We start from the raw sequence: 14,978 nt of genomic DNA, 5'->3' as shown, positions 1-14,978 counted from the left end.
AGAATGGAGCAGCGACCAATCTGATTGATCACCAGGGCGTACCCAGCAACGCGATGCCGCCCCAGAAAAAGGGATGCTGAAAGCCGCGACCCACGCGGCGACGCTGCAGCGTGTTCAGATTGGTGAGCAGAGGAACGCCATCGATTCCAATCAACTGGTCCCCCTCCAGTCGGATGGTGCCGTCAGCCATCGCCAGCCGGGTGGCCTGCAGCGCTTCACCCTTGGGCAGACCGGAATCCAACAGCCGGTAGAACTGGATCATCAGCGCGGATGTGGCCACATCGTCGACATACCAGAGCGATCCCATGGCCGATCGCGCTCCGGCCTGCAGAGCAAGACCAGCGAAGCCCAGCTCCGAATCCTGATCGCCCAGAGCCGTACGACAGGCGCTGAGCACCACCAGATCGAGAAGGTCCGCCCCTTCGCGCTGGCGCAATGCGGCGAACTCACGCAGGCTCATGGGACCCTGACCAGTCATCAGACGGGCCTTATCAGGACCACCGGGCAGGAACTCGGCATGGGTGGCCAGATGAACCCGCTTGATCGAGGGGTCCACGGCCCTGGTCAACAGGGTGTCGGGAGTGAAGGCCTCTTCGGTGTGGCGCTCCACCGTGCTGAGGTCACCGGCCCTCTCCATTTCCTGGGGGACAAGAGGAAGGGGCGCCAGTCCGTCGAACTCCGACACGCCCAGGGACAGCTGGGTCCCACCCGGGTCCGCCTGCACCACGTCGAGAGGTGTCAGGGCGATGGAGGGGGTGATCGAGAACGCGTAGCGAGACCCGAAGAACCCTGTTCCGTCGTGCAGCGCAGCGAAGGGAACCGCTTGCAGCCCGGCATCCACAGAGATGAGCAGAGTGGAGATCCCCAACGCCTCAAGGTCCTGTTGCAGCGGCGCAATCAACAGAGCATGCAGCCGCCGTGCCGGGGATGCAGGGTTGGCGATGTTGAGCGACTCCTGGCGGGCCAGCTGCTGATAGAAGCGCCGTAGCAGGGAGGCGAACTCACCAACGCCGACGGACACACGCCTGCCCACCACCTCCCCCTCAGGCGGGATCAGGGTGAGATCCAGAAAGCTCTTGTCGGGTTCGTCGTCCTTCTTGGTGAAGGAGAAGCGGAGGATGGCCGGCGTGTAGGTGGCCAGGCTCTTCTGTGGGAGCAGACGCTCGGGGTCCTGAATCCGCACCGCGGCTCTGTTGTCCACGGCAGCCGAAGGGGGCTCGGAAGTCCCCTGCCCGAGAGCGGGCATGGCGAGAGCGCAGGCCAGGAACGAAGCACTCAGTGCAGCGATCGATCGACCTGCAGCCCTGTGCTGCTGCGGGCGAGAGGAGCGGTGGACGGCAGAGCTGCACACAGACACGACCAAGACACGCACGACGGAAGTGTATGGAGATCGACGGAGGACGGACCGTCAGGGGAGATCGGTGAGCACGTACTGGTGGCTGATCTGGGTGAGCTTCCCTCCCAGGTCGGTGAGGATGGCGGTGAGCAGGCCCACGATGAGCCGTGGGTTGTCTGCGAGTATCAGCTCGTAGGTGTTGCGATCAAGAACCCAGCACTCAGAGCCGTTCTCCACCGCGATCACATCCGCAGAGCGGGGCCTGTTGGTGATGAAGGTGAGCTCTCCGAAGCACTGGCCGGGCTCAATCGTGGCCAGGCGGGTGGCCTCCGGATCGGACCCACCCTCTGCGTCACGCATCGTCACAGCGAAGCGGCCGGAGCGCACCACATACAACGTGTTGCCCTCATCTCCCTGACGCAGGACACAGTCGCCCTGATCGAAGGCCGAGAGGGCCATCTTCTCGATCAGAGCCTCACGATGCGCAGGGATCAGCGCCGCGAGCAGACCAGCCTCGGCGGGCTCTGGGCTGGCGCTGACTGCTGGCATGGCTCACGTGAGGGATTGGTTTGACACTAGGCACGGTGAGAGGAGGCGTCCTCAAACCCCCTCATACCGAACGTTCAGATTGAGCCGGCCCGGGCCGATGGCCGTGGACTGCAGCACGAGCACCGCGGTCTTGCCGGCAGGTGCGCCATCAACGCTCACGCCCTCGGGCAGATCCATCACGAGATTGAAGCCCCAGGCACCCACAACCGTGTTGATGGTGCGCTCGCTGTAGCCCTGCTTGCTGAGCTCGGTCTTCACTTTGGCCAGCAGCTCCTCCGGTGTGCCGCCGAGCTGGGTGTTGAGGCTGGTCTGACCGATGGCGTTGGCCGCGAAGAGCGTGCCGGCCGGGGCGGGAAGCGGAAGCTTGAGGCCGCCCAGCAGGGTTCCGGCCGGAGTGGCGAGCACAGCCACAGCGGTGCTGAGGGCCGTGACCGTGGCGACGGCAGCGGGGAGAAGCCAGCTCCGCAGGGAGGCTCCAGCCCGGGCAGCGATGGAGGCGAGGGCGGTCATGCGCGTGCGTGCAGCAGCGGCACCGTACCGCCGCCGGCCGAACCATCAGCCGGCGCTGGCCTGCTCCAGCAACCGGGCCAGCTCGGCCGTCGCCGCCTCGAGGGCATCGGGCAGAGCCGCGGCATCGCGGCCGCCGGCCTGGGCCAGGTTGGGTCGCCCGCCGCCGCCACCGCCGCAGGCCCGCGCCACCTGGCCCACAAAGGCCCCAGCCTTGAGGCCGGCGCGCACCACTGCCGGGCCGAAGGCCGCCACCAGGCTCACCTTGCCCGGGGAGGGTTCGCCGCCCACCAGCACAGCCGCCCGCTCACCGAGGCGCTCCTGCAGCCGCTGGGCGGCGCTCTGCAGGGCGGCCGGCTCGAGACCGTCGAGACGCGCCACCAGCTGCTGATGGGGATCGTCGCCGTGGCCAACGGTTCTGGCCTGTCCCAGCAGCGCTTCAGCGCGGGCCAGGGCCAGCTCGGAGCGGGCCGCGGCCAACGCCTTGCCGCTGGCCTTGAGCTCCTCCTGCAGGGCGGCGACCCGATCGACGATCTCGGCCGGCTGGGCCTTGAACCGGTCCGACAGGGCCTTCACCACCACATCGCGCTCGTTCAGGTAGGCCAGCACCGCGGGGCCGGCCACCGCCTCGATGCGGCGGATGCCCGCCGCCACGCCCGCTTCACTCACGATCTTGAACAGGCCGATCTCGGCGGTGTTGCTCACATGGGTGCCGCCGCAGAGCTCCATCGAGACCCCCGGCACATCCACCACCCGCACGGTGGCGTCGTATTTCTCACCGAACATGGCCACCGCTCCGGCGGCCCGGGCCTTCTCCAGCTCCATCTCCTGCACCTCCAGGGCGTGGGCATCGGCGATCCAGCCGTTGATCAGGCCCTCCACCTGCTCCAGCTCGGCCGCGCTCACGGCGCGGGGGCAGTGGAAATCGAAGCGAAGCCGCTCGAAATCCACCAGCGAGCCCGCCTGGCTGATCGATCCATCCACCACCTGCTTGAGGGCGGCCTGCAGCAGGTGGGTGGCGGTGTGGTGGGCCTGCACGCGGCGGCGGCAGGCACGGTCCACCCGGGCCTGCACCACATCGCCCACGCTCAGCTGGCCCCGCTCCACCCGGCCGCTGTGCACGAACAGGCCGCGGCTGCGGGTGACCCCATCGATGCTCACGATCAGGCCGGAGCCGCCGGCCAGCACACCCCGATCGCCCACCTGGCCGCCGCCCTCGCCATAGAAGGGCGTGGCATCGAGCACCACCTGCACCGCATCGCCGGCGGCGGCGCCGGCGCCGGGCTCCCCATTCACCACCAACGCCTGCACGCAGCTGGGGTGGTCCAGCGCCTCGTAGCCCCGGAAGCGGGTGGCCTCCAGCTCCGCCGCCACCTGCTCCATGGCGCCCTGCAGGGTCAGATCGATGCTCACCGCCGCCGCCTTGGCCCGCTGCCGCTGGGCCTCCATCGCCTGCTCGAAGCCCTCCAGATCCACTGTGAGGCCGTGCTCCTCGGCGATCTCCGCGGTGAGCTCCAGCGGGAAGCCGTAGGTGTCGTAGAGCTCGAAGGCCTGGGGGCCGCTGATGCGTTCGGGGCGGGCGGAGAGCACATCCGCCAGCAGCTTCTCGCCCCGCTCCAGGGTGGCGAGGAAGCGCCCCTCCTCCCGCTGCATCTCGGCAACGATCGCCTCGCGGCGCTCCTCCAGCTGGGGGTAGGCCTCGGCCATCAGACGGATCGAGGCCTCGCCCATCTCGGTGAGGAAGGGATCCGTGATCCCCAGCAGCCGCCCGTGCCGCACCACCCGGCGCAGCAGGCGGCGCAACACGTAGCCGCGGCCGAGGTTGGAGGCGCTGACGCCGTCGGCGATCAGATGGGTCACCGCGCGGCTGTGATCCGCGATCACCTTGAGGGATGTGCGGCGCGTCTCATCGAGTTCGCTGTAGTTCAGGCCGGCCAGATCGGCGGCACGATCCATCAGCGGCCGGATCAGATCGGTTTCGTAGTTGTTGGGAACCCCCTGCAGGATCTGAGCCATGCGCTCGAGGCCCATGCCGGTGTCGATGTTGCGGTTCTCGAGCGGCGTGAGGCGGCCCTGGGCATCCCGGTTCGACTCCATGAACACCAGGTTGTAGAACTCGATGAAGCGGGAGTCGTCCTCCAGATCGATCGCCGCGTCACCGAGTTCCGGGTGGAAGTCGTAGTAGAGCTCCGAGCAGGGGCCACAGGGCCCGGTCGGTCCGGAGGCCCAGAAGTTGTCGGCCTCATCCATGCGGATGATGCGCGCCGCAGGCACGCCCACCGCATCGGCCCAGATGGCGGCGGCCTCGTCATCGTCGCGGAACACGCTCACCACCAGCCGGGCGGGATCGAGCCCGAAGACGCCGGTGCTCAGCTCCCAGGCCCAGAGGATCGCCTGGCGCTTGAAGTAATCGCCGAACGAGAAGTTGCCCAGCATCTCGAAGAACGTGTGGTGGCGGGCCGTGCGCCCCACGTTCTCGATGTCGTTGGTGCGGATGCACTTCTGGCTGCTGGTGGCCCGCGGCGCCGGCCGCTCCGCCTGGCCGAGGAACACCGGCTTGAAGGGAAGCATGCCCGCGATCGTGAGCAGCACCGTGGGGTCCTCGGGCACGAGGGAGGCGCTGTCCATGCGGCGGTGGCCCCGTTCGGCATAGAACTCGAGGAAGGCCTGCCGGATGGCGGCTCCAGACCAGCGACGGGTTTCCGGGGCGCTCTGAGCAGCCATGGGGATGGGGTGGGCGGCAGCGGCCCCCATGATCCCTCCCGGCGATCGGTGATGATGGGCGCGGATCGCGCGCGATTGTCCTGGCGGGACAGGATGGCGCCGCGTGCCGGCTTCGATCGCCTGACCTCTGCGCTGCGGCCATGAGCCTGCTGCACGCCACATGGCTGCCCCCACGACCGACGGCGCAGGGCCCCGGCCATCCGGGGCTGCTGCTGTGGGCTGACACGTGGCGCGTCGCTGCACCGGTCGGCCCCGCCGACACACCCCCCCATCACCCACTGGCCCTGGCTTCGGCCGATCTGGCCGCCTGGCTGGAGGAGCAGGAGCTCAGGCCGGACGACGCCCTTGAGAGCGAGGCCTGCCTCACCCTGCCCAGCCGCAGAGTGGCCGTGCGCGGACGGAAGGGCGCTGCTGCCAGCAACGCTCCCTTCTGGAGCGGTCTGCCACTGCTGGCGGATGAACCGCCACCAAAGGGGGTGGAGTGGTGGCCCTGGCGCGTGCCCGGGCTGGTGCTGGATCCGGGCGCTGCGGCCCGCTGGCTCAGCCGGCTGCCCCTCTCCGGCCACCACCCCCACCTGGGCGAGGAACTGGCCTGGTGGAGCCACCTGCAGCGCTGGGTGCTGAGCCTGATGGCACGGGGCCGCTGGCTGCCCGGCCTGCAGGAGCGGCCGGACGGCCGCGGCCTGCAGGCCCTCTGGCAGCCCCTGCTCAACCGGGAGGACGACCGCCACCGCCTCGAGGAGCTGGCGCTGCACATGCCGCTGGTGACGGGCTCCGCCCTGCCCTGGCGGGAGCCCCTCGGCCGGCGCGACGGCCGCATGACCCGCCTGCGGCCCGATGCGGTGCGGGCCGCCAATCCCATCGCCTGCCGCCGGCCCGGCTCCCAGCGCCTGATCCTCAGCCGCATCCTGCAGGATCTCTTCGACGCCGAGCTGCGGGGCGGCTTTCAGCCGGATCTGAGCGGCCTCGACCCGCTGCTGGCGTCCTGGCAGGAGGCCCTGGGCCCCGGCGACGGCCATCTGCAGCTGGGGGAGGAGGAGAGCGAGCGCCTGGCGATCGCCGTGCACCACTGGCGCGAGGGGGTGGCCGGTCAGGTGGCGCCGGCCCGCGCCTGCCTGCAGCTGCAGACCCCGCCGGAGGGGGAGGAGCTCTGGCCCCTGTCCTTCTCGCTCCAGGCCGAGGCCGACCCCACCCTCTCGGTGCCGGCGGCCGTGGCCTGGTCGGCGGGTCCGAAGGGCCTGCACCTGGGCGAGGTGGTGGTGGAGCAGCCCGGCGAGCTGCTGCTGGAGGGCCTGGGCCGGGCGCTGCAGGTGTTCGAACCGCTGGAGCGGGGCCTGGAATCGGCCACGCCGGAGGGCACCGTGCTCACGCCGGCGGAAGCGTTCGTGCTGGTGCGCACCGCCGCCCGGCAGCTGCGGGATGTGGGCGTGGGCGTGCAGCTGCCCGCCAGCCTCAGCGGCGGCCTGGCCAGCCGGCTGGGCCTGTCGATCACGGCCGAGCTGGGGGAGCGCTCGCGAGGCTTCACCCTGGGCGAGAGCCTGAGCTGGTCGTGGGATCTGATGATCGGCGGCGTCACCCTCAGCGTGAAGGAGCTCGAGCGGCTGGCGGCCAAACGCAGCCCCCTGGTGCAGCACCGCGGAGTGTGGATCGAGCTGCGGCCGAACGACCTGCGCCACGCCGAGCGCTTCTACGGCGCCCCACCCGACCTGAGTCTCGACGACGCCCTGCGGCTCACCGCCAACGACGGCGAGACCCTGGCCCGGCTGCCGGTGCACCGCTTCGAGCCGGGGCCGCGCCTGCAGGGGGTGCTGGAGCAGTACCACCAGCAGAAGGCACCCGATCCCCTGGCCGCACCGGAGGGCTTCCACGGCCAGCTGCGCCGTTACCAGGAGCGCGGCCTGGGCTGGCTGGCCTTCCTGCACCGCTTCGACCAGGGCGCCTGCCTTGCCGACGACATGGGCCTGGGCAAGACGATCCAGCTGCTCGCCTTCCTGCAGCACCTCAAGGCGGAGCAGGAGCTGCGCCAGCCCGTGCTGCTGGTGGCGCCCACCTCCGTGCTCACCAACTGGCGGCGGGAGGCGGCCGGCTTCACGCCCGAGCTGGAGGTGCGGGAGCACTACGGGCCGCGCCGGCCCTCCACCGCCGCCGCCCTGCGCAAGGCGCTGAAGGGGGTGCATCTGGTGCTGACCAGCTACGGCCTGCTCCAGCGCGACCAGGCCCTGCTCAGCCAGATCCCCTGGCAGGGGGTGGTGATCGACGAAGCCCAGGCGATCAAGAACGCCTCCGCCAAGCAGAGCCAGGCCGCCCGTGCCCTGGCCCACGCCGGCCAGGAGAGCCGCTTCCGCATCGCCCTCACAGGCACACCCGTGGAGAACCGGGTGAGCGAACTCTGGGCGCTGATGGATTTCCTCAACCCGCGCGTGCTGGGGGACGAGGCCTTCTTCCGCCAGCGCTACCGCATGCCGATCGAGCGCTACGGCGACATGGCCTCCCTGCGCGACCTCAAGGCCCGCGTGGGTCCGTTCATCCTGCGCCGCCTGAAGACGGACCGCTCGATCATCTCCGACCTGCCCGACAAGGTGGAGCTGAGCGAGTGGGTGGGGCTGAGCGACGAGCAGCGCCGCCTCTATGCGCGCACGGTGGAGGAGACCCTCGATGCGATCGCCCGGGCCCCGCGCGGTCAGCGCCACGGTCAGGTGCTGGGGCTGCTCACCCGCCTGAAGCAGATCTGCAACCACCCGGCCCTGGCCCTGAAGGAGGAACGGGCCGGGGACGACTTCAGTGGGCGCTCAGCCAAGCTGCAGCGGCTGGAGGAGATCCTCGAGGAGGTGATCGAGGCCGGCGATCGGGCGCTGCTGTTCACCCAGTTCGCCGAATGGGGCCACCTGCTGCGCGACCATCTGCAGCGCCGCTGGCGCGAGGAGGTGCCCTTCCTGCACGGGGGCTGCAGCAAACGCGAACGCCAGGGGATGGTGGATCGCTTCCAGGAGGATCCGCGCGGTCCGCAGCTGTTCCTGCTCTCGCTCAAGGCCGGCGGTGTGGGCCTCAACCTCACCCGGGCCAACCATGTGTTCCACGTGGACCGCTGGTGGAATCCCGCCGTGGAGAACCAGGCCACCGACCGGGCCTACCGCATCGGCCAGGACAAGCGGGTGATGGTGCACAAGTTCATCACCAGCGGCTCGGTGGAGGAGAAGATCGACCGCATGATCCGGGAGAAGTCGCATCTGGCCGAGGAGATCGTCGGCTCGGGTGAGGACTGGCTCGGCGGGCTGGAGGTGGGCCAGCTGCGAGAACTGGTGAGCCTGGAGGAGGGCGCATGAGCGGCCTGGCAGGCTGGTTCCGTCGCGGCCGCATCAGAGCATGACCGCCACACCCAGCAACGGCGGCCTCGTCGCCGCCACCCCCGGCGAGGGCCTGCATCAGCAGCCCTGGTGGGTGGAGCAGTGGATGGAGCTGATCAACTCCTACCGCTTCAAGAAACGGCTCGAGCGCGCCTGGACCTACGTGCGCGAGGGCAACGTGGTGTCGATCCGCTTCGAGGGGCGGCGGGTGCACGCCCGCGTGCAGGGAACCGAGCCCGATCCCTACAAGGTGAAGCTCTGGCTCGACGTTCTCAACGACGACGACTGGAACTACGTGCTGGAGGCCCTGGCCGAGAAGGCGCGCTGGTCGGCCCAGCTGCTGGCGGGGATCATGCCGGCCGACATCGAACGGGCCTTCGCCGCCAGCGGCAAGCGCCTGTTCCCGTTCAAGCTGCAGGAGGTGCGGAGCGAATGCACCTGCCCCGACAAGGCCAACCCCTGCAAGCACGCCAGCGCCGTCTACTACCTGATGGGCGATCGCTTCAGCGAGGATCCGTTCGTGCTGTTTCAGCTGCGGGGCCGCACCCGGGCCCAGCTGCTGAAGGATCTGGCCCAGCGGCGGCGCGAGAAGCAGGAGCAGCGGGCCCGCCAGCTGGAGCAGGCCGGCAGCGGCGAGGAGGACGCGGCGCCGGAGGTCACCGACCAGCCCCTGGCGCCGCACCCGGCCCTGCAGGAACCGCAGCGCTGGTGGCAGTACGGCGAGACCCTCGATCCCGATCTGGTGGTGATCACCCCGGCCATGGAGGGCGACACCGGGTTGGATCAGGCCGGCGAGCTGCCCCTGGCCGCCGAGGCGCGCCATCCAGACGCCAACCGCCTGTTCCTCGAGCACATCACCAGCCACGGCCAGGCGATGGCCGCCGCCGCCCTGAGCCAGGCCATGGGCGCGGGCGATCAGTGAGCGGAACAGCGCCATGGCTGAGCGAGGAGAACCGGGCCCTGGCCACACTGCTGATCGCGTGCCACGAACGCTGCTTCAGCAGGCCCCTGCTCGTGGCTCCTGATCCGGCCCGGAAGGAAGCCGACCCGGCCGAGCGGCTCTACGCGGCTGCACACCCGGTGCTGGCTCACGATGGGGCCGCCGACCCGTGTCTGATCTACGCCAACGCGGCCGCGCTGACGCTGTGGGGTCACACCTGGGCCTCCATGGTGGGCATGCCCTCACGGCTCACGGCCGAACCCTCCCAGCAGCCGGATCGCGCCGAGGCCCTGAAGCAGGCGCAGGCACGGGAGGCCCTCGAGGGCTACAGCGGCATCCGCATCAACCGCCACGGCCGGCGCTTCCGGATCGAGGGGGCCCGGCTCTGGACCCTGCGCGTCCCCGATGGGCCGCCCTGCGGACAGGCGGCCGCCTTCGAGCACTGGAGCTGGTTGGAGTAGGCGCACCTGGGCGCTCACGCCTGGGCGCTCACGCCTGGACGTTCAGCCAGCCAGGAACGTCTGCCAGGCGAAGAGGCCGCTGAAGCCCAGCAGGAACACCAGGCCCAGCCAGCAGAGCGTGCGCATCGCCGGTCCGTAGCGGTGCTCCGGGGGCACCTGGGGGCTGTTCATGGTGTCCATCGCCATCCAGGCGAAGAGGGGGGCGGTGAGGAAGCTGCCGGTCATGGCGCCGAAGACGAAATCCTTCACGCCCACCCCACCGCTACGGGCCAGCAGCAGGGCCCCGATCGCCGCCAGCAGGTGCAGCACCAGCCACACCTCGAGCCGCTTTCGGTGGGGGCCCGGTTCAGAGTCGCCCCGATCGCCCGAGAGCAGCAGGCCCTGGATGGCGGCGATGCTGCGCGGGTAAGCATCCAGGCAGGTGAGGGTGGTGCTGAACATGGCCGCGAACGCCGCCGGCACGATCACCCAGGCGGCCCAGCCCCCCATGGCCTCGGTGTAGAGGCGGATCAGGTTCTGGGCGAAGGCCACCCCGGTGGCGCCGAGCAGCTCCTCGCCGGAGCCGTACATCAGGTAGGCCCCCAGCGTCACGAAGAACAGGGCCGTGAGCACCGTGACGGCATAGCCGAGGTTGAAGTCGAGCTCCGCCTCCGCCAGGGAGGCGGTGTGGCGGGTGTCGCGGGCGCGGGAGAACATCCAGAGCGAGGGCCAGACCGCCATCTCCACCGGGCCCGGCATCCAGCCCATCAGGGGGATCAGGAAGCCCAGGTTGGCGCGGGTCCAGGGGCTGGGATCGGCCGCCAGCCAGCTGGCCCCCACCGGCCCCACCGGCCCCTGCAGCAGCACCGAGAGGGCCGCCACACCGGTGAGCAGGGTGAGCAGCAGCACCAGCAGCTTGGAGAGCCGGTCGAGGGCGCGGTAGTGGCCCAGCAGCAGCACCAGACCGCTGGCCACCAGCACTGCGATGGCCAGATCCAGCGGCGGCAGCGCCGCCAGCAGCGGCACGTTGGTGAGCAGCAGGCCGGCCACGAAGCTCACCGCGGCGATGGTGAGGGTGCCCGTCACCAGGCTCACCAGCAGGAACAGGGGCAGGTAGAGCGGGTTGCGGACCTGGAAGCCCTCCAGCAGCGAGCGGCCGGTCACGGCGGTGAAGCGGCTGCCCACCCGCAGGAAGGGGTACTTGAGCAGGTTGGTGATCAGGATCAGCCCCACCAGGGCGAAGCCGAAGCGGGCGCCGGCGGTGGTGGAGGAGAGCAGATGGGAGCCGCCGATGCAGGCGCCGGCCAGGAGGATGCCGGGCCCCAGGCTCTGCCGCACGCCCCGGACGGTGAGGGCGGGCGCGGGATGGGCGGAGGAATCCATCGGGGCCGGGCAGGTCCAGTTCCAGCCCAGGTTCTTACAGTCGTGCTCCCCTGATGAGGCTGGAGACCATGGTTGCCGCGCCCACCGCCGGGAGCACCGCTTCCGCCGACGCTGCTGCGGCCGCCGCCGCGCCCCGCCTGAGCCTGCAGCTGGAGACCATCGCGGCGGATACCACCACGATCCGCTCGCTCGACTGGGACCGCAGCCGCTTCGACATCGAGTTCGGCCTGCGCAACGGCACCACCTACAACGCCTTCCTGGTGCGGGGCGAGCGCACGGCCCTGATCGACAGCAGCCACGCCAAGTTCCGCGACACCTGGATCCCCCTGCTCACCGGCCAGATCGATCCGAAGGCGATCGATCACCTGATCGTGAGCCACACCGAACCCGACCACTCGGGCCTGATCGGCGACCTGATCGATCTCAACCCGGAGATCGAGATCGTGGGATCGAAGGTGGCGATCCAGTTCCTCGAGAACCAGGTGCACCGGCCCTTCCGCAGCCGGGCGGTGAAATCGGGTGAGGAGCTCGACCTGGGCACCAACCCCGACAGCGGCATCCAGCACCGCTTCGCCTTCCTCAGTGCGCCCAACCTGCACTGGCCGGACACGATCTTCTCCTTCGACCACGGCACCGGCATCCTCTACACCTGCGATGCCTTCGGCCTGCACTACTGCTCGGAGGACACCTTCGATGTGGATCCCGGCGCCATCGCGCCGGACTACCGCTTCTATTACGACTGCCTGATGGGCCCCAACGCCCGCAGCGTGCTGCAGGCCCTGAAGCGGATGGAGAGCCTGCCGGAGATCAGCACGATCGCCACCGGCCACGGCCCGCTGCTGCGCCATCACCTGAGCAGCTGGATCGGCGATTACCGCAGCTGGAGCAGCCAGCGCAGCAAGGGCGAGAGCTACGCGGCCGTCTGCTACGTGAGCCAGTACGGCTACTGCGACCGGCTCAGCCAGGCCATCGCCCACGGCATCGGCAAGGCCGAGGCCCAGGTGCAGCTGGTGGATCTGCGTGCCACCGATCCGCAGGAGCTCACGGCGCTGGTGTCGGAGGCGAAGGCGGTGGTGGTGCCCACCTGGCCGGCCGAGCCGGACGCCGAGCTGCAGACCGCCATCGGCACCCTGCTGGCGGCCCTGAAGAGCAAGCAGCTGGCCGGCGTCTACGACGCCTTCGGCGGCAACGATGAACCGATCGACGCCCTCAGCACCCAGCTGCAGGGCCTGGGCCTGCGCAAAGCCTTCGATCCGCTGCGGGTGAAGACCATCCCCCAGGGGGACGACTACCTGCGCTTCGAGGAGGCCGGCACCGACCTGGGCCAGGTGCTCACCAAGGCCCGCACGATCGCGGCGATGAAAAGCCTCGACGGCGATCTCGACAAGGCCCTGGGCCGCATCAGCGGCGGCCTCTACGTGGTGACCGCCCGCCAGGAGGAGGCCGGGGTGCAGCGCAGCGGCGCCATGGTGGCCAGCTGGGTGAGCCAGGCCAGCTTCGATCCACCGGGGCTCACGGTGGCCGTGGCGCGGGACCGTGCGATCGAGGCCCTGATGCAGGTGGGCGATCGCTTCGTGCTCAACGTGCTGCGGCAGGACAACCACCAGGCCCTGCTGCGTCACTTCCTGCGCCGCTTCCCGCCGGGTGCCGACCGCTTCGCGGGTGTGAACCTGCTCGAAGGCGTGGCCGCGGGCGGGCCGGTGCTGAGCGAGGCCCTGGCCTATCTCGACTGCCGCGTGGCCCAGCGGATGGAGGGGCCGGACCACTGGATCATCTATGCGGTGGTGGAGCGGGGCAATGTGGCCGACACCCAGGCCAGCACCGCCGTGCACCACCGCAAGGTGGGCAACCACTACTGATGAGCAGCGGCGGCGACCGCAGCGTCATCGCGCTGCCGATCGATGCGGGCATGGTCTGCCTGCGGGGGCTGAGCCCGAAGCGGTTGCGCTTCGAGGTGGAGTACGGCCTGGAGCGGGGCACCACCGCCAATGCCGTGCTGTTCGAAGCCGGCGTGACCGACGCGGGCCAGCCGATGCCGCCGGTGCTGGTGCATCCGCCCGGCGCCTCCTTCGCCGGGCCCTTCCTGGAGGAACTGCGCCGGCGCGTGCCGGCCGATGCGGCCCTCAAGGTGGTGGTGGGCCACGTGAATCCCAACCGGGTGGCGCTGCTGCAGGAGCTGGCCCGCGGCTGGCCCGGCCTGATGCTGGTGGCCTCCAATGCCGGCGCCCGCCTGCTGCAGGAGCTCTGGTCGCTGCGCCGGCCGGCGCCTCCCGGTCAGGAAGCGGCAGAGGCGCCTGAGCTGCCGCCACTCCCGCCAATCGATGTGGTGAAGCAGGACGCGAGCCGCGATCTGGCCTCGGGGCACCGCCTGACACTGCTGCCGGTGCCCACACCGCGCTGGCCGGGCGGGCTGGTGGCCGTTGAGGAGAGCAGCGGCCTGCTGATGAGCGACAAGTTCTTCGCCGCCCATGTGGCCGCCGAACGCTTCGAGGAGCGCAGCCCGGGCCTGCACGAGGAGGATCGCCGCTATTTCTACGACTGCCTGATGGCGCCGATGGCCCGCCAGGTGGAAGCGGTGGTGGAGCGGCTCGAGGAGCTCGACATCCGCACCATCGCCCCCGGCCATGGCCCGGCGATCAGCGAGGGCTGGCGCAGCCTGATGGCCGATTACCGGCGCTGGGGGGAGAGCCAGGAGCGCTCTCAGCTCTCGGTGGCGCTGCTCTTCGCCAGCGCCTATGGCAACACGGCCGCGATCGCCGATGCCCTGGCCCAGGGCGTGTCCCGCGCGGGGGTGCGGGTGGAGAGCATCAACTGCGAGTTCAGCCCGGCCGAGCAGCTGCTCGGTGCGATCCGCCAGTGCGACGCCCTGCTGATCGGTTCACCGACGCTGGGGGGCCATGCCCCCACGCCGATCGTGGCGGCGCTGGGCACCGTGCTGGCCGAAGGCGACCGAGCCAAGCCGGTGGGCGTGTTCGGCAGCTTCGGCTGGAGCGGCGAGGCGATCGATCTGCTGGAGAGCAAGCTGCGCGATGGCGGCTTCCGCTTCGCCTTCGACCCGATCCGGATCAAGTTCAGCCCCGATGCACCGGCGATCAAGACGATCGAGGAAACCGGCACCGGCCTGGCCCGCCAGCTGCGGGCCGAGCAGCGCCGGCGCAACCTCAGCCAGCAGCGGCGCGGCGGCGGCGGCCTGCAGGAGGTGAGCAGCGACCCGGCGATGCAGGCCCTGGGCCGGGTGGTGGGCTCCCTCTCCGTGCTCACGGCCCGCAAGGGCGAGGGCGATCAGGCCCTGAGCGGCGCGATGGTGGCCAGCTGGGTGAGCCAGGCCAGCTTCACCCCGCCGGGCTTCACCGTGGCCGTGGCCCGGGAGCGAGCGGTGGAGGCCCTGCTGCACGTGGGCGACCGCTTCGCCCTCAACCTGCTGGCGGCCGGCCGGGAATCGGGCACGATGCGTCGTTTCCTCAAACCCTTCCCCCCCGGCGCCGATCGCTTCGCCGGCCTGGAGCTGGAGAGCACGGCCAACGGCCAGCCGGTGCTCCCCGAAGCCCTGGCCTGGCTGGAAGCCACCGTGCAGCAGCGAATGGAATGCGGCGATCACTGGCTGATCTACGCCCAGGCCAGCCAGGGCAAGGTGCTCGATGGTGAGGGCACCACGGCCGTGCACCAGCGGCGCAGCGGGGCGAATTACTGAGGCGATCGCCCGAGCGAAGAAGACGCGGCCGTCACAGTCGCTTCAGCTGGACGCACATACCCTG

10 protein-coding genes are annotated in these 14,978 nt (G+C 70.3%); 5 read left to right on the top strand and 5 right to left on the bottom strand.

The annotated features are described in order from the left end of the window. Nucleotides 1-28: 28 nt before the first annotated feature. From EVJ50_RS11560 to alaS, 4 genes are all read right to left on the bottom strand, one after another. A complete protein-coding gene (locus tag EVJ50_RS11560; protein ID WP_191964761.1) occupies nt 29-1,201 on the bottom strand; it encodes a CHAT domain-containing protein in 1,173 nt (390 codons plus the stop codon). 207 nt (nt 1,202-1,408) lie between these two features. Then, a complete protein-coding gene (locus EVJ50_RS11555) occupies nt 1,409-1,885 on the bottom strand; it encodes a cyclic nucleotide-binding domain-containing protein (RefSeq protein ID WP_150884097.1) in 477 nt (158 codons plus the stop codon). A 51-nt stretch (nt 1,886-1,936) separates the two neighbouring features. Next, nucleotides 1,937-2,395, bottom strand: a complete 459-nt coding sequence (locus EVJ50_RS11550) for a hypothetical protein (RefSeq protein WP_225322920.1) — start codon at nt 2,393-2,395, stop codon at nt 1,937-1,939. 45 nt (nt 2,396-2,440) lie between these two features. Then, on the bottom strand, nt 2,441-5,116 hold the full coding sequence (gene alaS / locus EVJ50_RS11545; protein WP_225322919.1) for an alanine--tRNA ligase: 2,676 nt from the start codon (nt 5,114-5,116) through the stop codon (nt 2,441-2,443). A gap of 140 nt (nt 5,117-5,256) precedes the next feature. On the opposite strand from alaS, the gene EVJ50_RS11540 reads away from it, so the two are divergent. Genes EVJ50_RS11540 through EVJ50_RS11530 form a run of 3 tightly spaced genes read left to right on the top strand, consistent with a single transcriptional unit; the run spans nt 5,257 to nt 9,861 of the window. After that, nucleotides 5,257-8,439: a DEAD/DEAH box helicase gene (locus tag EVJ50_RS11540; RefSeq protein WP_150884095.1), complete on the top strand. Its 3,183-nt coding sequence runs from the start codon at nt 5,257-5,259 to the stop codon at nt 8,437-8,439. Nucleotides 8,440-8,479: 40 nt separating this feature from the next. Further along, nucleotides 8,480-9,382 (top strand): SWIM zinc finger family protein, encoded by a 903-nt coding sequence (locus EVJ50_RS11535; protein ID WP_150884094.1) that lies wholly within the window; start codon nt 8,480-8,482, stop codon nt 9,380-9,382. Beyond that, the gene (locus EVJ50_RS11530) at nt 9,379-9,861 is read left to right on the top strand and encodes an MEKHLA domain-containing protein (protein WP_150884093.1); all 483 of its coding nucleotides are present in this window, start codon (nt 9,379-9,381) and stop codon (nt 9,859-9,861) included. The genes EVJ50_RS11535 and EVJ50_RS11530 overlap by 4 nt, the downstream gene beginning before the upstream one ends. 42 nt (nt 9,862-9,903) lie before the next feature. Here the strand turns inward: EVJ50_RS11530 and EVJ50_RS11525 are convergent, their stop codons facing one another. Continuing rightward, a complete protein-coding gene (locus EVJ50_RS11525) occupies nt 9,904-11,223 on the bottom strand; it encodes an NRAMP family divalent metal transporter (RefSeq protein ID WP_150884092.1) in 1,320 nt (439 codons plus the stop codon). A gap of 68 nt (nt 11,224-11,291) precedes the next feature. Between EVJ50_RS11525 and EVJ50_RS11520 the strand changes: the two genes are divergently transcribed. Both EVJ50_RS11520 and EVJ50_RS11515 read left to right on the top strand, forming a co-directional pair. Further along, nucleotides 11,292-13,082: a diflavin flavoprotein gene (locus EVJ50_RS11520; protein ID WP_150884091.1), complete on the top strand. Its 1,791-nt coding sequence runs from the start codon at nt 11,292-11,294 to the stop codon at nt 13,080-13,082. Beyond that, complete coding sequence (locus EVJ50_RS11515; protein WP_150884090.1) at nt 13,082-14,914, top strand: diflavin flavoprotein; 1,833 nt, start codon at nt 13,082-13,084, stop codon at nt 14,912-14,914. The genes EVJ50_RS11520 and EVJ50_RS11515 overlap by 1 nt, the downstream gene beginning before the upstream one ends. Nucleotides 14,915-14,978 lie beyond the last annotated feature (64 nt).

Source organism: Synechococcus sp. RSCCF101, from assembly GCF_008807075.1.
GTDB lineage: Bacteria > Cyanobacteriota > Cyanobacteriia > PCC-6307 > Cyanobiaceae > RSCCF101.
The sequence above is the reverse complement of the archived record's forward strand: the minus strand, read 5'-3'. Positions and strand labels throughout refer to the sequence as shown.